Origin of the sequence: Rhizobium sp. CG5, assembly GCF_023701945.1 — a bacterium.
GTDB lineage: Bacteria > Pseudomonadota > Alphaproteobacteria > Rhizobiales > Rhizobiaceae > Allorhizobium.
The window spans coordinates 616,336-637,109 of record NZ_JABAEF010000001.1 but is presented as its reverse complement, the minus strand read 5'-3'; the positions used below and the strand labels follow the sequence as shown (position 1 = coordinate 637,109).

Below are 20,774 nucleotides of genomic sequence, written 5' to 3'. Positions count from 1 at the left end.
GGTCGGTGATGGGAGGCGTTTCCGCGCGGGCGCAATGGACAGAACCTTGATTGATGGCAGAGCGTGCCCCCCTTCTTCGGGGAGCATTCTGCTGACCGCTCCTAAATCCAATGGATTACTTGCCCCGCGCGGCCGGGCAGGCTACCTACTGACCAGCGAACGAGAAGCGCTTCGCAGCATCATTCAAGGGACGGTGGCGTCTATGACCGCCGAAAGGCTGGCATCGCGGTTTGATTTAGGCCTGGAGCACGACAGTCGCTACGGCACGGCTCTGGAACGGTTTTGCGATCTTGTCGTGCGCCCCGGCATCGGCAGATCGGCTCTGCTCGACTTCCTGCGGGATGAACTGCCGGCCGGCGAGCCGGATTTCGTCAAGATCCTGTTTCTGGAGGCCATAGCCCGCCAGCTCGGCCGCAACTGGAGCGGCGACGACTGCGGTTTCATCGATGTCACCATCGGCACCGCCCACCTGCAGCAAGTCATCAAGCTGTTGTCTTTCGAATTCACGGCCATGCAGTCAAATGCCAATGCGCCGTTCGTGGCCCTGCTGACCCCGCTCGGCGAGCAGCACACCTTGATGCTGCATTTGCTCGGCCTGTTGTTCGATTCCCTGGGCTGGTCGAGCCATATCCTCGACGGCAAAGACATGAAGGGGGCCCAGCTGCGCGCCGTCGTCGAACAGGCGGATATGATCTGTATCGGCTGGAGCAACCAGCGATTGAAGGGGGAGTTCCACGATCTTGTGGCAACCATCCGGTCGCAGCGACCGGAGCCCCGGCTGCCGATCGTCGTCGGAGGCGCCGCGGCTTTGGATTCCATTGATTTTCTTGTGAGTTTGGGGATTGACTGCATATGTGACAGCGTTTACTCCGCTTCACGAATCTGCGAAAGATTCTACGAATTGGAAACGATCAGCCAGCAGGCAAAAGGATCGGCCCGGAGGGCAGCTGTTAATGCCGGTGGAATCGATTGGCTCACTCCATGAATCCCGTTAACGGCAAGAAAGCCGCTCACGGCATCGAGGTCGCGGCCAGCCTGTTGAAATCGATGGATGCCAGCGGCATCGGCGCCATTGTCGGCCTCGGCGCCGATATCGTCATTCTTGTCGATCGCAACAACAAGATTGCCAGCGTCCACTGGTCTGACCCCGATATCGGCGCTTACGGCCTCGACAAGGCTGTAGGCAAACGCCTGCAGGATGTCGTGACCATCGAATCCGTGCCGAAGGTCGATTCGATGCTGTCCAGCCAAGACATGGTGCGGCATTCGCGCGGCTATCAGATCAACCACGCCTGCGCGGGAAAGCCCGACCTGCCGGTTCTGTATTCGGCCTATTCATCGCAGGATTTCCCTTACACGCTCGTGGTGGGCCGCGATTTGCGCCAGCAGATGCTGGGCCAACAGCGCTTGGTCGCGACGCAGCTGGAACTGGAGGCTGATTACCGCGAATTGCAGGAGGCCGAGGCCCGCTACCGGACGGCCTTCCGCATCTCGACGATTGCCCACCTGATGGTGGACGGCGAGCGAAAGACGGTGCTGGATGCCAATGCCGCCGCGCTGAACCTGCTCGGCGCGGGGGCCGCCAGCATCGTTGGCAAGCCCTTCCGCGACCTGTTTCGAAAGCAGGATCGCGATCTGCTCAGTGATGCGGTCGGCGAGGCGCGTCACAGCCCCGGCGCGGTGCAACTCGAGACCCTGAAGACCGTGAAGGGCGATTCCCTGTCGCTCAACCTGCGATCATACCGGGAGAACGGCATCACCAACCTCATCGTATCGGCCTGGCCAAGCGCGGATCTGCAGGAAACCCGGCGCCAGCAGGTCGACAGGCCGAGCGAACACGTCGTCGATCTCGCGGACTTTCCCGAAGCGGCCTTGCAGACCAATGCCCAGGGTCAGATTACCGCCGCCAACACGCTGTTCCTCGATCTCGTCCATGCACCGTCGCTGGCGCAGGTGACCGGGCGGAACATTGCGACCTGGTTCGCCAAGTCGCCGCTCGACATTCACGTTCTCTATTCGCGGCTAGCCGAAGAACAGACGGTCCGCGGCTTTTCCTCGACCCTGACCGACAATCTGGCCGGCGACCGCCCGGTAATGATTTCTGCGCGCCGCAATCCCGAGACGGCGCAGACGCGGCTTGTCGTCGTCGCCCAGCCGGCGAGCCCCGAACGCGAACGCCCCGCCATCCCCTCCCCCGGCGTACCGGACCAGGCGGAAGGCTTCGCCAATCTCGTCGGCAAGGTTCCGCTCAAGGAACTGATGCGCGAATCGCTCGATGTGATCGAAAAGATCTGCATCGAGGCCGCGCTGGACCAGACCAACAACAACAGGGCGTCTGCCGCCGAGATTCTCGGCCTGTCGCGCCAGAGCCTGTATATCAAGCTGCGCCGGCACGGCCTGGAAGACTATCGCCCGTCGAACTGACCTGCTGCATCAACCATAGTCTTGCCCTGCGACCTCCGCTCCGGCGGATCGCAGATGCACGTTCTGTCAGACGACGAGTGTCAATCAATCCGATGAGTGTCAATTATTGTTGACACTTTCGGGCGCCGGGCATAGCATCCGGGCATGGACATCACCCGCACCCAGAACCATCGCAGCGACTGGCCGAGCCCTTCGGCGGTCCTTGCCCTGCTGAAGCCGATCACCTGGTTTCCGCCGATGTGGGCCTATGCGTGTGGGGCCGTCTCGTCGGGCCAGGGCTTTGGGTCTGCGGCCGTGGCAGCGGTTGCCGGCATCGTGCTGGCCGGCCCGCTGCTGTGCGGCACCAGCCAGGCCGTCAACGACTGGTTCGACCGCCATGTCGATGCGATCAACGAGCCACACCGGGTCATACCGTCGGGCCGCATGCCGGGTCGTTGGGGCCTTTATATCGCCATCGTGATGTCGGCGCTGTCAGCGCTGATCGCCGCCTTGCTCGGGCCCTTCGTCTTCCTTGCCGCCCTGGCCGGCCTGGTTTTTGCCTGGGCCTATAGCGCGCCACCGGCGCGCTTCAAGCAGAATGGCTGGATCGGCAATGGCGTGGTCGGCCTGAGCTACGAGACCCTGCCCTGGATCACCGCGGCAACGGCGATGACCGGACTGGCGCCCAGCCTGCCTGTGCTCGCGGTCTCCCTGCTTTATGGCGTAGGCGCCCACGGCATCCTGACACTCAATGATTTCAAGGCGATCCGCGGTGACCGCGAGATGGGGATCGCGACCCTGCCGGTGCTGCACGGGCCAAAGGCGGCCGCGATGATCGCCTGCGTGGTGATGGCCGCACCACAGGTTTGCGTGGCTGCACTGCTCCTGTTTTGGGCCCTGCCCTATCATGCACTGGCCGTTGCTGCGCTTGTCGCAATCCAGCTCGCCTGCATGGGCCGCTTCCTGCGCGATCCCGTCGGCCGGGCGGTCTGGTATTCCTCCGTGGGCGTCGGCCTCTATGTCAGCGGCATGATGGTGGTCGCCTTCGGCTTGCGCCATCTCGCCCTCGCGTCCCTCCCCGCCTGAAGGAACCGTGCCATGACGACCCGCGCCGCGAGCACATTTGATCCTGCAGGCCAGCGCTCCGGGCTCGGTTGGCTGGACATCGTCCGGCTCGGCCTCGTCCAGGCGGCGCTGGGAGCGATCGTCGTCCTCACCAATTCCACGCTGAACCGCGTCATGATCGTCGAGCTGGGCCTCGCTGCCGTCATTCCCGGCCTGCTGGTCGGGCTCCACTACGGTGTCCAGATCACAAGGCCGCTCTGGGGGCATCGCTCCGACATCGGCGGCTCGCGCACCACCTGGATCCTGGCGGGGCTTGCAGTCCTGGCGCTGGCCGGCACGCTCGCCGCGGCCAGCACCTTGCTGTTTGCCGATCGCCCTGCGCTGGGACTGGTGGTGGCCTTTACCGCCTATCTGCTGATCGGCATGGGCATCGGCGCCAGCGGCACCTCGCTGCTCGCCCTTCTCGCCACCCGCGCGGCGCCGGAACACCGGGCCACCGCTGCCACCGTCACCTGGATGTTGATGATTTTCGGCATCATCGTCACCTCGATCATCACCGGCATTGCGCTCGATCCCTATTCGCACCGCCAACTCGTGCTGGTGACCGCAGCGACCGGCCTCGTCGCCTTTGTCGTCGCCTGGCTTGCCGTCTCCGGCCTTGAGAAGAAGCCGGCGATCATGCCGTTGCGGGATCGCTCAGGGCCCGTGGAAAACTTCCGCGACAGCCTGCGGCAGGTCTGGCGCGACCGGGAGGCCCGGCTTTTTACCGTGTTCATCTTTCTGTCGATGCTGGCCTTTTCCACCCAGGACCTCATTCTCGAACCCTTTGCCGGGCTGCTGTTCGGCATGACACCGGGCCAGTCCACGAAGCTGTCCGGCGTGCAGCATGCGGGCATATTCGCCGGCATGGCCGTGGTCGGACTTGGCGGATTTGCCTTTGGTCGCCGGCTGCCGAACCTGCCGAAACTTTTCATCATCATCGGCTGCCTCGGCTCCGCGGTCTCGCTCGCCCTGCTCAGCCTGGCCGCCACGTTAGCGCCCTCCTGGCCGCTTGCGCCCAATGTCTTCCTGCTCGGTTTCATGAACGGCATGTTTGCGGTGGCCGCCATCGGCACGATGATGGCGCTGGCAAGCCGAGAGGGGACCGGCAATGCCGGCATGCGCATGGGGGTCTGGGGTGCGGCGCAGGCGATCTCCTTTGGTCTCGGCGGCCTTACCGGCAGCATCGCGCTTGATCTCGGCCGCCTTTTGACGTCAGCCGATAGCAGCGCCTTCGCCCTGGTCTTCGCGCTGGAAGCGTCGTTGTTTCTCGTCTCGACCGTCGTTGCCGTCGGCATTGGCGGCCAGACGGCCATGGCTGCGGCGCCTGACCCCTCTTACCCCTTGGCGCAACCGGCGGAGTGACACGATGACCGCGACCCATCTCGAGCGCGACCCGCACCGGCCGGACCCCAGCTGGCCCATGCTGTTTGATGTCGCTGTCGTCGGTGGGGGGCCGTGCGGCGCCATTGCGGCCGAGCGCCTCGTGGCGGCCGGCCGCTCCGTCCTGCTGGTCGATCCGGGCAACCGCATCAAGCCCTGTGGCGGCGCCATCCCGTCCAAGACGCTGAAGGATTTTGCCATTCCGGACCATCTGGTCGTCGCCCGCGCCCATGGCGCCCGCATGATCGCCCCTTCGGGGCGGCAGGTCGAGATGCAGATCGGCGATATCGGCTTTGTCGGCATGGTGGACCGGGCCGGTTTCGATCCCTATCTGCGGCAGCGGGCCGAGCAGGCCGGCGCCCATCGGCTGACCGGCCGGTTGGAAGCGATCGATGACTGCAGCAACGGGACGCTGCGGCTGTCCGTTGCCACCGACGGCACCACATGCCCACCGACCGTGGCGATCAGCGCCCGCATGCTGATTGGCGCCGATGGTGCCAATTCCACCGTGCGGCGCCTGATGTTTCCGGCCAGCAGCCGTCCGCCCTATGTCTTTGCCTATCACGAGATCATCGAGAGTCCCGAAGACAGTGCCCCCCAGGACTTCCTGGCCGATCGCTGCGACGTGATCTATGACGGGCGCATCTCTCCGGATTTCTACGGATGGGTCTTTCCCCACGGGCCGCACACCTCGGTTGGCTGCGGCTCGGCGGTCAAGGGCCATAACCTGCGCCAGGCCACTACGGACCTGCGCCGTGCCGCCGGTCTCGCCAACTGTCGAACTGTGCGACGCGAAGGTGCGCCGCTGCCTCTGAAGCCGATGCGCCGCTGGGACAATGGCCGCAACATCCTGCTGGCCGGCGACGCGGCCGGAACCGTTGCCCCCTCGTCGGGCGAAGGCATCCATTATGCCATGTTGTGCGGCCAGTTGTGCGCCGATGCCGTGGATGCCTGTCTCTCAACCGGCAAGGCGTCCGCGCTGAAGCAGGCGCGCCGCACATTCATGCGCGCCCATGGCCGGGTGTTCCTCATCCTCGGCATCATGCAGGCCGTCTGGTATCGCAACGACCGGCTGCGCGAGAAATTCGTGGCCATGTGTGCCGACCCGGATGTGCAGCGGCTGACCTGGGAATCCTATCTCAACAAGAAACTGGTGCGGCGCGACCCCTTCGCCCATGTGAAGATCTTCTTCAAGGATCTCGGTCAATTGTTCGGCCTCCCAGTGAGGCAGAAATGAACCTGCTGCTCGACATGCTGAACTCGGGCTGGATCAGCGCCATTGCCGTTGCCATCCTGTGGGCGGAGACGCTGGCGCTGTCGCTGTTGTCCAGCGACCCGTTGCGCCGTTTTCGCGGGCTCTGTGCCAATGCCTGTTCGGGCACCTGCCTGCTCGTCGCCGTCGGGCTGGCGTTGCGTGGCGACCAAGGGCTCTTCATCCTGCTTCTGCTTGCCGGTTCGCTGGTCGCCCACGGGGTCGATATGCTGCTACGCGGCCCCATCCGCGGGCTTCGTATTGAGCCGCAGGACGGTGTAGTTGAGAAAGCCGGCCGTGCTGACCCAGGCGAGGTAAGGCACGAAAATCAAGGCCGCGATCGGCGAGACCGGCCAGGCCGAGACGATGAAGCAAAGGATCGAGATCCACAGGGCGGCGATGTCGCCGAGCGCCAGGTCCATGCGGCGAAGACCGAAGAACAGCCACGACCAGGCCGCGTTGAAAACGATCTGCAGGCTCCAGAAAACCAGCGGCAGGGACCAGCCGGCCACTGTCCAGACGCTCCAGCCGGCATAGGCGATGCCGACGTAAAGCAGCGACCAGACCACCGGAAAGGCCCATTTGGGCGGCGTCCACGATGGCTTGCGCAAGGTTTCGTACCATTCACCCGGCTTGAACACCGCGCCGCTGGAGGCGGCGATAAAGACAATGGCAATGATAGCGATGGCAGCCATGGCCTGCTCCAATGGTAGGGGACTGTGTCTTGAGACTACACATCCACTGCCATTGCGCAACGTTGCATTTCCCGCATCGGCGTTTCAGGAGGCCCGTCCGATGCTTGCCACCTTGCTAATTTACCCTATGTTTCAAGAGCAGTTTCGTTACGGGAGGTAACACATGTCGAAGGTTCTCGCATACGCATGCAGCATGGCCATGATCCTGGCCCCAACGATCACCCTGGCTCAGGAAGGCGATGCCGCCGCCGGCAAACTCGTGTTCAACAAGTGTATGGCCTGCCACAACGTGGACACCGACAAGGCCAAGGTCGGCCCGCCTCTGAAGGGCGTTATCGGCCGCCAGCCCGGCACTGTCGAAGGCTTCAAATATTCCGCCGCCATGGTCGACTTCGGCGCGGGCAAGGTCTGGGACGAAGCGCTGCTGAAAACCTATCTCCCGAATCCCAAGGCGCTGGTGAAAGGCACCAAGATGGCCTTTGCCGGCTTGAAGACGGACAAGGAGATTGGCGACGTGATCGCCTATCTCAAGCAGTTCAGCACGCCGTGACAGCCGCCCGCCAAAAAGGGCTCGCCGCATCGGCAGCACCAAGGAAATCGGGCGAAAAGTGTAAATAAAAGTTTACATATCGCTCGACTTCTTCAATGATATGTCCAGTGAAATCCTGTCGCAAGACGTCTCTGAAATGGCCCTGCCAGCCAGTCTGGCGGGGCCGCGGAGACCGAGATCGGCGGATGAGTGCTCGTGCGGGGAGGAAACGCAATGGGCTTGATAACATCGTCAGTCGCGACCCCTATGCTTGATGGCATCCGGGATACGTCTGACCTTCGCAGCCTGCATGACGACGACCTGATGCAACTGGCCGACGAATTGCGAGCGGAAACGCTCAGCATCGTGTCCCAGACGGGAGGCCATCTCGGCTCCAGTCTCGGTGTCGTTGAACTCACCATCGCCATCCACGCGGTTTTCGATACGCCGCATGACAAGCTGATCTGGGATGTCAGCCACCAGTGTTATCCGCACAAGGTTCTGACCGGGCGGCGCCACAGGATGCGCAGCCTGCGCAAGAAAGGTGGTCCGTCCGGCTTCACGCGGCGCAAGGAAAGCGCCTATGACGCCTTCGGCGCGGCCCATTCCTCCACCTCGATCTCGGCCGGGCTCGGCTTTGCCGTGGCGCGCGATCTGGGCGCCGATGTCGGCGATGTGGTCTGCGTCATCGGCGATGGCGCGATGTCGGCCGGCATGGCCTTCGAGGCCATCAACAATGCCGGAGCCCTGGGCCGGCGCATCTTCGTCATTCTCAACGACAATGCCATGTCGATATCGCCGCCGACAGGGGCGCTGTCCTCCCATCTGGCACGGCTTGCCGGACCGGTTCGCGACCCGGCCTGTGCTGCCGCCGGTACCGGTGCCGGCCCGGCGATCAGCCTGTTCGAACAGATGGGCTTTGCCTATCACGGTCCGGTCGACGGGCATGATCTGAAAGGTCTTTTGCAGACGCTGAGGCGGCTCAGGCGCGAGTGCGACGGACCGGTGCTGCTGCATGCCGTGACCCGAAAGGGTGCGGGCTATCTGCATGCCGAACGGGCAGAGGACAAATATCACGGCGTCGCCCGGTTCGATATCGCCACCGGCATCCAGGAAAAGACACGCGCCGCGGCGCCGAGCTTCACCAAGGTCTTTGCCACGGCGCTGGTCGCCGAGGCCGAGCGTGATCCGCGCATCGTCGCGATCACCGCGGCCATGGCCGCCGGCACCGGCGTCGATATTTTTTCCCGCGCTTTTCCTGGGCGCGCCTTCGATGTCGGCATTGCCGAACAGCACGCGGTCACCTTTGCCGCAGGGCTCGCCGCCAGCGGCTTCAAACCGTTCTGCGCGATCTACTCGACCTTCCTGCAGCGCGCCTATGACCAGATCGTGCATGACGTGGCGCTGCAGGGCTTGCCGGTGCGCTTCGCCATCGACCGGGCCGGGCTGGTCGGTGCCGATGGCCCCACCCATGCCGGCGCCTTCGACATCGGCTATCTGGCCAACCTGCCCGGCTTCACCGTGATGGCCGCGAGCGACGAGGCCGAACTGGTGCACATGGTCGCCACCGCCGCCGCCCATGACAGCGGGCCGATCGCCTTTCGCTATCCGCGCGGCGAAGGCTCCGGCGTCACCATGCCCGCCCGCGGCATGGTCCTGCCGCTTGGCAAGGGCCGGATGATCGAAACAGGCGATACGGTGGCGCTGCTGTCTTTGGGCACGCGGCTGACCCAATGTCTTGCGGCCAGACAGGCGCTTGCCGCACACGGCATCTCGACAACGGTGGCCGATGCGCGCTTTGCCAAGCCCTTGGACACGCAAATGATCGAGAAGCTGTTTTCCAGCCATCAATTGCTGGTGACGATCGAAGAGGGTGCCACCGGTGGTTTCGGCGCGCTGGTGCTGCACCATCTCGCCGAACGGGGCATGCTCGACGGCCGCTGCGCGATCCGCAGCATGACGCTGCCTGACCGTTTCATCGCCCAAGGCTCGGCCGATGAAATGTATGAGGCCGCCAGCCTGAATGCCAAGCATATCGAACACCTGGTTCTTGGTGCCCTGCCGAGGGTGAGGAGACCCTCTGAGCGGCAGCAGAGACTGGGCGGCATACGCCAGGAAATGGCGCCCGTACTGAGGGCGGAGGACCGCTAAAGCGTGTCGCGATCTTACCGATCCGCTCTTCACGCTTTATCTCGTGGTTTGCTGCATGTCGTTGTCCGCAAACTGGTGCCCATTTTCGGGCAACATGCCTTAGGTTAAATTTTCACGCGGCCGCATCAGGTGGAACGAAAGAATTTGCGCAATTGCAATGATGCGGTATGTTCAATGTGCGCGGGAGACGCACGCCTTAGGCCAATCACCGGGAGGGGGACATGGCCGGAAAGAAACCAGAGGACCCTAACCGGTCGCAGAGCCCTTATGGCATAGAGCAACCCGTCGGCCCCAAGAGGGAAGGCGATGCCCATCTCAGTTCGAAAGACCACGGGCTGCTCGAGAGAGTTATCCGTCGCTCGGTGTCGAATATCGTCACGGCGAGCCATTCTGAGATATCGATACCCAAGCCGAACCCGATCTCGAAGCCTGAAATCGTGACCCCTGAACAGGATCACATGCTTCATCCGGAAGACCACCCGGTCGCCCGGCAGATGCCCGGCACCGAACGGGCGATCGGCTACCGGGATGACCTGCTGAAATGTCTGTTCGATCCGGATCCGCGCCATCACCGCAGTTTCATCGAGGATCTGCAGCATGCTTCGCTTCCCGTGCAGACGCTGGCTGTGCATCTGTTTGCGCCGGTGGCAGCGCGACTGGGTGATTTCTGGTGTACGGACGAGGCCGATTTCATGCAGGTTGCAGTGGCCTCCACGCGCCTGAGCATGATCGTCAACCACGTTTCCTATGCCGGCCCGCAGAGGGTCGCCGATCCCAACGAGCAGCGACGCATCCTCTTGGCGCGCACCCGCGGGGCCATGCACACGATCGGTGTATCGATCGTGGCCTCCTGCTTTCGCGACATGGGCTGGATTGTCGACGGGGGCAGCGAGCTGGAGATCGATGACAGCCTCTACATGCGACTGTCGCGCCAACCCTACAAATTGCTGGGAATATCGGTGGGACGGGTCGATGAAGCGACGGAATGTTCCGAGGCGATCCGTCGGGTGAAAAGGACCGAGCAAACCCGCAGCATGAAGATCGCCGTCGGCGGACCGGCGGTGATCGCATCGCCCAAGGCCTTCCAGCGCATCGGTGCCGATTTCGTCACCCGCTCGGCGCTGGACGTCATGCAATTGGCCAGTTACGCCTGATCCAGGACGTCGACTGTCATGACCGGGCAGGATTGCCCTGACCCGCCGTATGGGCAACTCTGATGGAGCTGAACCTGCATCTCCACCATATGACGTTCGCGTTCATTGCAAGGTACCCTTCGATATGGCCCCTTTCGTCGCTGCTGTGCAACGGCTGCCGGGCAAGGGGTGGCATGGCTCTGCGAAGCGCCACGGCGGCGCACCGCCGAAGCCCGGATCTAGATCTGTATGGAGGATGATCAGCGCCGCAGCTGATCAGGATCGGCTGTCGTCTTCCAGGCAGGTATCCCCCCATGGCGTCATGATCTCCGTCACGCCACAGTTGCGACCTTTCTCCCGCATGACACCGACCGGCACGCCGAAGGCATAGGGATGCACCGTCCTTTTGGTCGTCTGGGTCGGCGCGACTGCCGCAAGCGCGGCGCAGACATCCGCCGGCAGGTCCTCGTCGGCAATCACCTGCGAAACGCCGCTGACGTCGATACGCGGCGCATGGAAGGCCTCTTCCAGCGTCATGCCGTAGTCGACCATGTAGCTTGTCAGGGTCGCCACGGCCGGCAGGATCTTGCGCCCCCCGGCCGCGCCGATTGCAAACATCCGCCCGCGATATTGCCCGATCGTCGGGCAGACATTCATCAGGCAGGCCTTGCCGGGCGTAAGCGAGTTCGGCTTGCCCGGCTCCGGGTCGAACCACATGATCCCGTTGTTCATCAGCATGCCGGTCGAAGGCGAAACGACCCGGCTGCCGAATTTCGACAGCAGCGTCTGGGTGACATTGACCATGTTGCCATGCCTGTCGACGACGCTGAACGAGGTCGTGCAGGCAGGCGCCTCGACACTGCCGCCTTCGTCGCCGGCAGTGCACAGGCGATGCCGAAAGGCGGCCTGCAGGGCCTTTGCCATGGCGACATAACCGCCGGCGTCGGGTGTTGGACCCGGCGTCAGATCGCGCTCCATCTGCTCGAGGGTCCTCACCAGGTCCGCACCGGCGCTGAGGCCGGACGGGGCGTGGATCACCGCATCCCGATAGCGGACCGTGCGGGTCTGGCTGGCGCGGGCACGGTAAGCTGAGAGATCCTCCGCCGAAAGCGAATTGCCCTTTTCGGCCATGTCGGAGACCAGCGCCTCGGCAAGCTGCCCTTCGTAGAAATCCCGCGGCCCGGCCTCGGCAAGGCGCTGCAGCGCTGCCGCCATGACCGACTGGTCGAGGCGGCTCTCCTTGGTATCGGTCCAGCCGGCAATGTTGGGCCATTGACCATCGACGAGAAACATCTTCGCTGCGTCCTTGTCGACTGCCAGTTGCCGCGTCACGGCGGCGATCATCAGCGACGCATACCAATCGATCAGCATGCCCTTGCGGGCAAGGCCTATGGCGGGTTCGAGCAGGTCCGCCCAGGCGCGTGTCCCGTAACGCTGATGCGCCAGCTCCATGCCGGCCACCAGGCCCGGGACGGCAATCGACAGCGGCCCGAAAATATTGCGGTCCTCCTTGACGCGGGCCCAGGTGAAGAGGTCGGAGACACCTCCCCCGGCCACCAGCGGATAGTCGGCGACATCGAGCCCGATCGGCGCCCGCATGCCGAACTCGATCGTCTCGGCCCGCGCTTCCCTGGCGCGCCACAGCGTCATCATTCCACCGCCCATCGGGCCGCTCATCCACGGCTCGACGACGCCGATCGCAAAGGACGTCGCGATCGCCGCGTCCATCGCGTCGCCGCCTTCGGCCAGCACCCTGGCGCCAACCTCGGCCGCGGTACGATGATGGGCTGCGACCACACCACCGTCGGTCCAGACCACGTCCTTGGTTATCCGCTGTGTCTTGGAAAAGCTGCTCATGGACGGATCCTTTCAGTCAGTCGGACGTGCGAAAGTGAGATCAGGCTCGATCGGGAACGTAGGCGATCACCTCGATTTCCAGTCCGCAATCCATCGGCGTGCGACCGGCCTGCATGCGGGCACGGGCGGGCAACGCTTCGTGGCTGGAGAAATACCGGACATAGACCTTCTCGAATTCTTCCGCCTGGGTCTGGTCACGCAGCCATACGTTTGTCTTCAGAAGGCAATCCATATTCGAGCCGGCCGCCTCGACCAGCTTCTTGATATTGTCCATGACGATTTCGACCTGCTTCGGGAACGGCGTGTCCGGCATCGGCGGCACCTTGGTGCCGGCGGCGCGGGCGGCGGCAACCTCTGCACAGAACTGCGCATCGAAGGGTGCAAGGCCCGAAAGATAGAGCATGTCGCCATAGCGGATGCAGAGGTTATAGGCGCCACCATTTTCCGGAACATCCGCCTTGATGATTTGCTTTTGCATAGGTTCGTTCTCCTTGTTCTGTCGGCTGTTGGTCAGTTTGCCTTCCGACGATGCAGCATGTGGACCATGCTGCGCGCCACGAGAGGGCCGAATATCGACACCGCGAAGAGGCGCAGCGTTTGCAGGGTCATCACGAACGTCATGTCGGCACCGGCATTGACGGCAATCAGCGCGATCGAATCGACGCTGCCCGGCACCGTCGCTAGCAGCGCGCTCATCAGGTCGACGCCCGCCACCACCGACAGGACCGCGCCCGATCCAGCGCAAAGGACCATCAGCAGCATGGCCGCGCCGATCAGTTGCGGCATCGCCCTGGCCCCCACCCGCAGGATACCCGGCGTCATTCGCAGGCCGATATGCGCCCCGAAGGCGAGGTAGGCGACCGCCACAAGCCAGGCCGGAACGGCTATGTTGACGTGCGCGAGCTGAAGCGCGCCTCCGATCGTCAGCGGCACCAGCGAAGCCGCCGAGGGAATGAAGCTCAGATGTTTCGCCGTCAGTGTCCCCAGCACCGCCAGCCCCAGAACCACCGCGACGGATTGAAGATCGGGCGTCTGTCCCGCCGAAAAGTGTGGTGCGGAAGCCCCGACCAGGAAGAGCGCCGCGACCACCATCGTCGCGATGACGACCATCAGGCGCACGGTCTGGATCAGGGCAACGAGCCGGCTGTCCAATCCGTGATCATGGGCCATGGCAATCACGGTTCCGGCCATTCCGGGCAGGAAACCCCAGATCGCCACCTCGCCGTCGATTCCGGCATAGCGGCCGGCAACCCAGCCGACGATGCAGGAGGCAACGAAGGTCAGCGCGACGAAGACGATGACGATCGGCCAGATCTCGCCCATCCGCACCAGCAACGAAGCATCGAGATGGGCGGCGATCAGGCAGCCGGCAACGCCCTGCGCCATGCGGTGAAGCACACCGGGCACACGGATATTGCTTCCGGCCCGTGCCATCACGATGCCGACCACCATCGGCCCCAGCATCAGCGCTGCGGGCAGCGACAGCAGTTGCAGCAACTGCCCGAGGACGAGGCCGGGTACGAGCAGGAAAAGCCACTGCACCGGCGTGGCATATGTACCGATCTTCATGACATCTGCTGCGGGCGAGCCTCGATGCCTGCAGCCCGCAGAACATCCTCGACGGCGGCCGCCTGCCGCAGCAACAGCGCATCCTGGCCCGGCCGGGCAACCAGCTGCACGCCCACCGGCATGCCTGCCGGGCCCAAGCCGGCCGGAATCGTCACGGTCGGGCAGCCGAGCAACGTCCAGCGGATATTGTAGGTGGCAGGGCCTGTCCGGGCGTGGCCGACAGGGGCTTCGCCCGGAGCCGATGGCGTCAGCAGGAAATCCGCCTTGCCGAACAGCGTATCGAGATCGGCCAGGGCATGGTCTCTTGCCGCGATGCCGGCCTGCCAGAGCGCGAAAGTGCCCTTCTGCTGGCGTTTCATGAAGGCATGGGTTTCGGGAAGAAGCTTGTCCCAATGCAGGTCACGATCCGTGCTGAGCGACGCAGACGCTTCCCAGGCAAACACCTCGTCTTGTGCTGCCCCAAGTCCCTCGAACCAACCCGGCACGGCCTGTGTCGTGACGGAGGCAAGGACGGAAGCTGCCCTTTCCAACGGCGAAAAATCGGCAACCGGATCGTGAACTGGCAGGAACAGGCCCATCGGCTTCAACGGCAGCTTTTCCTCCGGAACCAGTTCGTCCGGAGCAAGCTCCGGACGGCGCATGCAGACGGAGACGAGCAGAGCCAGATCACGCATATCGCGTGCCATCGGCCCGACCACGTCGAGCGTCTGCGACAGCGCTTTGACACCGAACGTTTCGATCAGCTTGGGCGATGGCTTCATCGCTGCCACGCCGCAATAGGCCGCCGGCCGGATCGTCGAACCGGAGGTCTGGGTTCCAAGCCCCATCAGGATCAGGCCTGCGCCGAGGGCCGCCGCCGTGCCGCTGGACGAGCCGCCGGGCGTGCGTGCCGCATCGAAGGGATTGACCGTGGCGCCTGGAGCGGCCGTCGCAAATTCCGTCGAGACGGTCTTGCCCATCACCACCGCGCCGGCCTGGCGGGCCAGATGCACGACTGGTGCATCACGGCAGGGCTGCCAGCCAGGATAGGCGGAAGAGCCGTATCCGGTCGGCATGTCGGCGGTTTCGATGACATCCTTGATGCCGAAGGGCACCCCGGCCAGCGGGCCTTTCGGGGCGACTGCCGCCAGGGCGCGTACCTGTTCCGGCGCGTGATGGATAAAGGACCGCAGCGACGGATCGATCGCGGCGATCCGGTCGAGCCAGACCTCGGTCACCGCCTCGGCGCTCATCGCTCCCGACCTGACGTTTCGGGCAATCGCGCGGGCGGTCATCTCGCCGATATCGGCATGGGATGGGGAAGACGAAGGAAGCGTGTTCACAATGTATCCTCGGAAATTTGCGGGCGACGGGTCGCCCAGGGACGGGCAATCTCGAGCTGGCCCGCCAGGCTGAAAAGCAGGGCTTCGGCGCCGTAAGCGGCGCCGAAATGGACGCCGACGGGGATACCGCTTTCGCTCCAGTGCAGCGGCACGCTCATGGCAGGGCAGCCAGACGTGTTGAAGACCGCCGTCAGCGGCGCATGCGCCCAGAAGCGGTCGAAAAAGGCGTCGACGCTCAGGCCTTCGCCCGAAAGCCAGCCCAGCTTCGGCGCGATCTCGGCCGTCGTCGGCGAAAGGTAGATATCGTAGTCCGCAAAATAGCGCCCCATCGCCCGGCTCGACTGGTGCAGGGCATCAATGGCGCCGAGATAATCCGTACCCGCAATCTCGTCGCCTCTGCGCACCCATTCCGCATTGACCGGCTCCATCAGCGCCAAGGGATCGGCGATGCCGCGTGCCCTGGCAAAACCGCGGACGCCGCGCGCCACGGAAACCGCCGCGACCGTGAGCCAGGCATGTTTGACTGCCTCGCGATCGTAAGCGGGTGGCGCGATTTCCACATGATGTCCGAGCTGTTCGCAAAGAGCGGCAGCCGCTTCCACAGCTGCAACGCAATCGGCATCACCGCCCACTTCCATGCCTATTTTGAGCCGGCGCGGCGGACGCGACACCGCATCCAGAAAGCGGCCCTCGATCGGTGGCGACCCCCAGGGATCACCGACATCTGCGCCATGGGTGACATCCAGCAGCGCGGCGCTGTCGCGCACCGACCGGCTGATCGCGTGCAGTGTCGCCATGCCGCCGATGCCCTCGGCAATCGCCGGGCCGGACGGATTGCGCAGCCGCGACGGCTTCATGCCGAAAACGCCGCAATGGGCTGCCGGAACGCGGATCGAACCTGCGCCATCCGAGCACTGCGTCAGCGGCACGATGCCCGCCGCAACCACGGCAGCCGCACCACCCGACGAGCCGCCCGGCGTACGGTCGAGATCCCAGGGATTGCGTGCGGCGCCATGAAAGGCGCCTTCTGTCGTAAAACTTAAGGCCAGCTCCGGCGTATTGGTCCGGCCGATGAAAGCGAACCCGGCCTTGCGCAGCCGTCCGCCAAGCGTGCTGTCGGCGGGGCTGACGACATCCTTGTGCAGGCGTGTGCCGGAGGTGATCGGCGCGCCCTTCAAGGCAACCCCGGTATCCTTCAAAAGCAGGGGCACACCGGCAAACGGCCCATCCATGGCAACCGGCGCGGCATCTGGAAACGCGTGCACAACCGCGTTGAGCGCCGGGTTCAATGCCGCGATCCGGCGCCGCGCCTCTTTCACGAAATGGTCCGGAGCGACGTCGCCGCGCTTGACCAGTTCCGCCATCGCCAGTGCATCAAGACTATCGTATTCCACTGCCTGTCCTTTCAAATCCGGTCTCCGACGGCACAGGCCGCCGCGTGCCAGAGAATGCTCCGTGTTCCGACCGGCAACCGAACCTCTGGACGGCCATCTCTCACGAGAAGCGTCCTTCGACCGAGCCGCTGGCCGGCGGCGCCGCGCGCCTCGACCATGAAAATTCCGTCCGGCGGCAGGATCTGCATCGGGTCGAACCGCCAGATACCGGAGCGGTTGTCGATCGCCGTCTCGAAGGGGCGCCCGAGCCATCGCTGCGCCTCGTCCAGCCGGCCCGCTGCGATCGCGCTGCGGATGCGGCTGGACGAGATCCGCAGCCCCTCGCCCCGCTGGTCCCGGCACTCTCCAACCACATGGGTAGCAAAGCCGCCCGCCTGCCCCATCGTCTGCAGCAGAAGCACATCTCCGCCGCGATGCTGGCCGAACCGGAAGTCGGCACCGGTGACGACCGCCGAAATGCCCAGCCTGCCGACCAGGTGCTCGGTGACGAAGATGTCCGCCGGCTGGGCTGCAAATAGGGCGTCGAAGCGCGGTGCGTAGATCAGGTCTATGCCGGCTTCCACCAGCAACCGCCTCTGGACGGACAGGCCGGAGATCAGAAACCCCTGCTCGCGGCGAAAATGACGGCGCGGGTGAGGATCGAATTGCAGGATGGCCAGCGGCCGCCCCGCCTTCCGCGCCAGGGCCGCGGCTTCGGTCAGCAGCGCCCGATGCCCCAGGTGCAGCCCGTCGAAATTGCCGAGCAGCAGGACGGAACCGCGAAGTTCATCCGGCACCGGCCGAAGGCCGTCATTCACCAATGGCGCGGGCCGAGGGCAATTATCCGGCTCTGCCACCACCATGTCAGCCCAGTGTCGCATACCAGTCGAAGACCTCTGAGACGGGGATGCAGTCGGCGTATTTCTTGTGCATGTCGTAGAGATTGGCAAAATGCGGACTTTCATGCAGGTCGGCGACGCATTCGATCGGCACGATGGTGCGAAAACCGCGCGACAGGCTGTCGACCACGGTTGCCCTGACGCAACCCGATGTCGAGCCGCCCGTGACGATCACCGTGTCGACCTTGTGATAGGTGGCCAATGACGCGACATGGGTTTCGAAAAAGGCCGACGGCATCTTTTTGTTCAGGATCACATCGCCCCTAATCACCTCGAGACGAGGATCGAGGGCGGCGCGCGGCGAACCTTCCTTGATGTTCTGCAGGCTGTCGGGCGTATCGGTGCGGGAGCCGAAGACGCCGCAATCGTCGCCGGATTCGGAAAATGCCACATAGGTCCAGATCACCGGCAGGCCGAGCCGGCGCGTTTCCGCAGCAAGGCGATTGACGTATTCCGCCTGTCTCGGGTCGGTCTCGTAAGCCGTCTTGTAGACGTCAGGTTGGGTGTAGGCGCATTGCAGATCGACATTGATCAGCATCGGGCGCGTGCCGAAGCCATAACGGGGGCGCGTCGGGTTTTTGCTCAGATGTTCGAACATCTGGCGGGCCGTCATGTCGGAAAGTTCCACGTCTGCTCCTACTGTCGAAAATGCGTCCTGCGCGTGGTCGGGCCGGCGGGGCCTGGTGGGCCCCACCTTTGCTTTTCGGTGTCAGGCCTTGCTCAGCCAGTCGAGCCAGCGCAGGCGGACCTGGTCGGAATTGGCTGTCCACCAGGCCTGGTCGATCTGTACGTTTCGGGCGGCATTGGCGGGGTAGCCGGGCAGCTGTTGCTGCATCTCCTCCGGAATGTCGCCATAGATCGTCGTGTTGGCGACGTTGAACGGCATCCTGGACGCAAAGGCGAGCGAGCCCTTGGCCATCAGCATGTAAGCGATCAGCTTCTGCGCATTGGCACCGCCGGCGGCGGATTTCGGAATGACCCAGTAATCCTGCTCGATAATGCTCTGGTTGAAGGTGAAATCGATCTTGCCGCTGCGCTTCTTCTCGTCCAGCGTGCGCGACAGGCTCGATCCCATCAGGTCAACCTCGCCATTCTGCATCAGGACGCCCCATTGGGACGTCTTTTCGACCCAGAGGTCGATCTTCGGCTTGAGCTCGTCGAGCGCCTTGAAGGCGTCATCGATATTGATCGGGTAGATCTTTTCCGGCGGCACGCCGGCTGCCATCAGGGCAATCTCGAACGAAGGCCGCGGCTGGGCATAGAGCGCGCGCCGCCCCTTGAAGCGGGTCGTGTCGGCCCATTCCTTCCAGCTCTGTGGCCCGTCCGCGCCGAACAGTCCGGTGTTCCAGGCGATCACGGTGGAGAAGGCAACCGATCCGACGCCGTATTCCTTGATCACCTTGGGGTCGATCTGCTCCTTCGGGACGATCTTGAAGATGAGGTCGTAGTCGATCTTCTGCAGCAGGTCCTTTTTGATCGCCAGTTCCATCTGCGTGCCTTCGGCATCCATCAGGTCCCACTCGACGCTGCCGACATTTTCCATCACCTCGAGCTTGGCGATGTCTGGAACGGAAGCGGTCGAAACATTGATGCCGGTCTCCTGCGAGAACGGCGTGAACCAGATCTCCTTCATGGCATCCGTCGAAGCGCCGCCCCAGGTGCAGACGACGACGTCGCCCGACCCCTTCAGCCGCGAAAGGTCCTGCGCCATTACAGGCCGGATGCCGGCGCCGCCCGCAATGCCCGCACCAAATGCCAGGCCCGCGGCCCCGATGCCGGCGAGAAAGCCGCGACGATCTATTTCCGAGTTCTCAGGCAGGCCAGGCTTCGTGAATGCGTCATGATCGTTCGACATGGGAATATCTCCGAGGAAGAGGGATGAGACTTGGTTGCGGCACGGCTTGCCCGTCCGCCCGAGGAAATTCTCGGACGGATACAGCAGAGACGACAGACGGAGATCAGCGATTGCTCAACCAGTTCAGCCAGCGTGTCTGGACTTCTGCATCGTGTTCGAACCACCACTCTGCATTGATGGTCAGACTATTGGCCGAGTTTTCCGCGGTGCCCGGCAGCTTGGCGAGGGTCTCCGGCGGCAGGCCGTCAAGCGCCGTCTTATTGGCCACGCTGTAATAGGGCAGCAGCTTCAGCGAGGCGCGCTGGCCCTCGGCCTTCATCATCCAGGCGACGAGCTTCTGGGCGTCCTTGACGTTTGGCGCGCCCTTCGGAATGGTCCAGTAGGACTGCTCAAGAATGCTCTGGTTGAAGTTGATCGACAGCGGTTCGCCCTTGTCGATCTGGGTCACCGTGCGGCCCAGGCTGGACCCCATCAGGTCGACTTCCTTGTTCTGGATCAGCACGTCCCATTGAGAGGTCTTTTCGACCCAGAGATCGACGCTCGGACCGAATTTTTCGAGGGCCTTGAAGGCGCGGTCGATATCGATCGGATAGACATCCTTGGCCGGCACGCCGTCGGCCATCAGCATGATTTCGAGCGTCGGCTTCGGACGGGCATAGAGCGCCCGCCGACCGGGGAAGGCTTTTTTGTCGAAGAATTCCGTCCAGTTGGCCGGACCCTTTTCGCCCACCGTCTCATGATTCCAGGCCATGATCGTGCCGAAGGCAATGGAGCCGATGCCGTATTTGGTCATCTGGGCGGGGTCCAGCTGTTCCTTGGGAACCAGCTTGAACATCAGGTCGTAGTCGATCGGCTCGAGAAGATCATCCCTCATGGCCTGCAGCATCTGGGCGCCTTCGAAATCGACCACGTCCCATTCGACATTGCCGACCTGGCTCATGATCTTGAGCTTGGCGACGTCGGGAATGGAGGTGAAGGAGATGTCAATGCCGGTCGCCTTCGGAAAGTCGCCGTACCAGGCGGCATGCATGCGCTCGACCGTCGGGCCGCCCCAGTTGTTGACGACCAGCTTGCCGGTCCCCTTGAATTCCGGAGGCGCGTCCTGCGCATGGAGTCCGAAGGGCAATGACATTCCGAGCGCCACGAGGGCAGCCAATCCAAATCGCGATTTCATCGGTCTCTCCTGTTGGGACAAGTTGGGCCTGTTACGTCGGCCTGTGGGAAGTTGGGAGGTTTTTCGGTAAGTGAC

Annotated in this window: 18 protein-coding genes; 8 read left to right on the top strand and 10 right to left on the bottom strand. The window is 63.7% G+C overall.

The features are described from left to right. Positions 1 to 202 precede the first annotated feature (202 nt). The 5 genes from HGO38_RS03090 to HGO38_RS03070 all read left to right on the top strand — a co-directional run bounded on the left by HGO38_RS03090 (position 203) and on the right by HGO38_RS03070 (position 6,127). Positions 203 to 985, top strand: a complete 783-nt coding sequence (locus HGO38_RS03090) for a cobalamin-binding protein (protein WP_250954443.1) — start codon at positions 203 to 205, stop codon at positions 983 to 985. After that, positions 982 to 2,424, top strand: a complete 1,443-nt coding sequence (ppsR, locus tag HGO38_RS03085) for a transcriptional regulator PpsR (RefSeq protein WP_250954442.1) — start codon at positions 982 to 984, stop codon at positions 2,422 to 2,424. Before HGO38_RS03090 ends, ppsR begins: the two co-directional genes overlap by 4 nt. A gap of 144 nt (positions 2,425 to 2,568) precedes the next feature. Beyond that, positions 2,569 to 3,489 carry a chlorophyll synthase ChlG gene (gene chlG / locus HGO38_RS03080; protein ID WP_250954441.1) on the top strand — a complete coding sequence of 307 codons (921 nt, stop codon included), beginning with the start codon at positions 2,569 to 2,571 and terminating at the stop codon, positions 3,487 to 3,489. A 12-nt stretch (positions 3,490 to 3,501) separates the two neighbouring features. After that, positions 3,502 to 4,872, top strand: a complete 1,371-nt coding sequence (locus HGO38_RS03075) for a BCD family MFS transporter (RefSeq protein ID WP_250954440.1) — start codon at positions 3,502 to 3,504, stop codon at positions 4,870 to 4,872. 4 nt (positions 4,873 to 4,876) lie between these two features. After that, positions 4,877 to 6,127, top strand: coding sequence for a geranylgeranyl diphosphate reductase (locus tag HGO38_RS03070; RefSeq protein ID WP_250954439.1), 1,251 nt, complete (start codon positions 4,877 to 4,879; stop codon positions 6,125 to 6,127). Between the two features lie 248 nt (positions 6,128 to 6,375). Here the strand turns inward: HGO38_RS03070 and HGO38_RS03065 are convergent, their stop codons facing one another. Then, positions 6,376 to 6,837, bottom strand: a complete 462-nt coding sequence (locus HGO38_RS03065; protein WP_250954438.1) for a TspO/MBR family protein — start codon at positions 6,835 to 6,837, stop codon at positions 6,376 to 6,378. Between the two features lie 163 nt (positions 6,838 to 7,000). Between HGO38_RS03065 and HGO38_RS03060 the strand changes: the two genes are divergently transcribed. The 3 genes from HGO38_RS03060 (at position 7,001) to HGO38_RS03050 (ending at position 10,671) form a co-directional block, all read left to right on the top strand. Further along, complete coding sequence (locus tag HGO38_RS03060) at positions 7,001 to 7,387, top strand: c-type cytochrome (protein ID WP_250954437.1); 387 nt, start codon at positions 7,001 to 7,003, stop codon at positions 7,385 to 7,387. Positions 7,388 to 7,633: 246 nt separating this feature from the next. After that, positions 7,634 to 9,517 (top strand): 1-deoxy-D-xylulose-5-phosphate synthase, encoded by a 1,884-nt coding sequence (locus tag HGO38_RS03055; RefSeq protein ID WP_352230453.1) that lies wholly within the window; start codon positions 7,634 to 7,636, stop codon positions 9,515 to 9,517. Between the two features lie 221 nt (positions 9,518 to 9,738). Beyond that, positions 9,739 to 10,671, top strand: a complete 933-nt coding sequence (locus HGO38_RS03050; protein WP_250954435.1) for a cobalamin B12-binding domain-containing protein — start codon at positions 9,739 to 9,741, stop codon at positions 10,669 to 10,671. Positions 10,672 to 10,926: 255 nt separating this feature from the next. On the opposite strand, the gene HGO38_RS03045 is transcribed toward HGO38_RS03050, so the two are convergent. The 9 genes from HGO38_RS03045 to HGO38_RS03005 form a co-directional block, all read right to left on the bottom strand. Then, complete coding sequence (locus HGO38_RS03045) at positions 10,927 to 12,507, bottom strand: gamma-glutamyltransferase (protein ID WP_250954434.1); 1,581 nt, start codon at positions 12,505 to 12,507, stop codon at positions 10,927 to 10,929. A 40-nt stretch (positions 12,508 to 12,547) separates the two neighbouring features. Then, complete coding sequence (locus HGO38_RS03040; protein WP_250954433.1) at positions 12,548 to 12,985, bottom strand: RidA family protein; 438 nt, start codon at positions 12,983 to 12,985, stop codon at positions 12,548 to 12,550. 32 nt (positions 12,986 to 13,017) lie between these two features. Next, positions 13,018 to 14,076, bottom strand: coding sequence for an AbrB family transcriptional regulator (locus HGO38_RS03035; RefSeq protein ID WP_250954432.1), 1,059 nt, complete (start codon positions 14,074 to 14,076; stop codon positions 13,018 to 13,020). After that, a complete protein-coding gene (locus tag HGO38_RS03030; protein WP_250954431.1) occupies positions 14,073 to 15,398 on the bottom strand; it encodes an amidase in 1,326 nt (441 codons plus the stop codon). Before HGO38_RS03030 ends, HGO38_RS03035 begins: the two co-directional genes overlap by 4 nt. Continuing rightward, the gene (locus HGO38_RS03025; protein WP_250954430.1) at positions 15,395 to 16,807 is read right to left on the bottom strand and encodes an amidase; all 1,413 of its coding nucleotides are present in this window, start codon (positions 16,805 to 16,807) and stop codon (positions 15,395 to 15,397) included. The genes HGO38_RS03030 and HGO38_RS03025 overlap by 4 nt, the downstream gene beginning before the upstream one ends. After that, entirely contained in the window at positions 16,804 to 17,589 is a 786-nt protein-coding gene (locus HGO38_RS03020) for an FAD synthetase family protein (protein WP_250954429.1), read from the bottom strand. The genes HGO38_RS03025 and HGO38_RS03020 overlap by 4 nt, the downstream gene beginning before the upstream one ends. A gap of 46 nt (positions 17,590 to 17,635) precedes the next feature. Then, positions 17,636 to 18,298, bottom strand: coding sequence for an isochorismatase family protein (locus HGO38_RS03015; RefSeq protein ID WP_250954428.1), 663 nt, complete (start codon positions 18,296 to 18,298; stop codon positions 17,636 to 17,638). Positions 18,299 to 18,379: 81 nt separating this feature from the next. Next, complete coding sequence (locus tag HGO38_RS03010; RefSeq protein ID WP_250954427.1) at positions 18,380 to 19,525, bottom strand: ABC transporter substrate-binding protein; 1,146 nt, start codon at positions 19,523 to 19,525, stop codon at positions 18,380 to 18,382. A 103-nt stretch (positions 19,526 to 19,628) separates the two neighbouring features. After that, positions 19,629 to 20,699, bottom strand: a complete 1,071-nt coding sequence (locus HGO38_RS03005; protein ID WP_250954426.1) for an ABC transporter substrate-binding protein — start codon at positions 20,697 to 20,699, stop codon at positions 19,629 to 19,631. Positions 20,700 to 20,774 lie beyond the last annotated feature (75 nt).

What these genes read in the sequence shown, in the direction of transcription:
- HGO38_RS03045 (WP_250954434.1), bottom strand. Translation starts at nt 12,507, where the DNA reads ATGAGCAGCTTTTCCAAGACACAGCGGATAACCAAGGACGTGGTCTGG.
- HGO38_RS03035 (WP_250954432.1), bottom strand. Translation starts at nt 14,076, where the DNA reads ATGAAGATCGGTACATATGCCACGCCGGTGCAGTGGCTTTTCCTGCTC.
- ppsR (WP_250954442.1), top strand. Translation starts at nt 982, where the DNA reads ATGAATCCCGTTAACGGCAAGAAAGCCGCTCACGGCATCGAGGTCGCG.
- HGO38_RS03070 (WP_250954439.1), top strand. Translation starts at nt 4,877, where the DNA reads ATGACCGCGACCCATCTCGAGCGCGACCCGCACCGGCCGGACCCCAGC.
- HGO38_RS03005 (WP_250954426.1), bottom strand. Translation starts at nt 20,699, where the DNA reads ATGAAATCGCGATTTGGATTGGCTGCCCTCGTGGCGCTCGGAATGTCA.
- HGO38_RS03060 (WP_250954437.1), top strand. Translation starts at nt 7,001, where the DNA reads ATGTCGAAGGTTCTCGCATACGCATGCAGCATGGCCATGATCCTGGCC.
- HGO38_RS03075 (WP_250954440.1), top strand. Translation starts at nt 3,502, where the DNA reads ATGACGACCCGCGCCGCGAGCACATTTGATCCTGCAGGCCAGCGCTCC.
- HGO38_RS03065 (WP_250954438.1), bottom strand. Translation starts at nt 6,837, where the DNA reads ATGGCTGCCATCGCTATCATTGCCATTGTCTTTATCGCCGCCTCCAGC.
- HGO38_RS03050 (WP_250954435.1), top strand. Translation starts at nt 9,739, where the DNA reads ATGGCCGGAAAGAAACCAGAGGACCCTAACCGGTCGCAGAGCCCTTAT.
- HGO38_RS03040 (WP_250954433.1), bottom strand. Translation starts at nt 12,985, where the DNA reads ATGCAAAAGCAAATCATCAAGGCGGATGTTCCGGAAAATGGTGGCGCC.
- chlG (WP_250954441.1), top strand. Translation starts at nt 2,569, where the DNA reads ATGGACATCACCCGCACCCAGAACCATCGCAGCGACTGGCCGAGCCCT.
- HGO38_RS03055 (WP_352230453.1), top strand. Translation starts at nt 7,634, where the DNA reads ATGCTTGATGGCATCCGGGATACGTCTGACCTTCGCAGCCTGCATGAC.
- HGO38_RS03010 (WP_250954427.1), bottom strand. Translation starts at nt 19,525, where the DNA reads ATGTCGAACGATCATGACGCATTCACGAAGCCTGGCCTGCCTGAGAAC.
- HGO38_RS03090 (WP_250954443.1), top strand. Translation starts at nt 203, where the DNA reads ATGACCGCCGAAAGGCTGGCATCGCGGTTTGATTTAGGCCTGGAGCAC.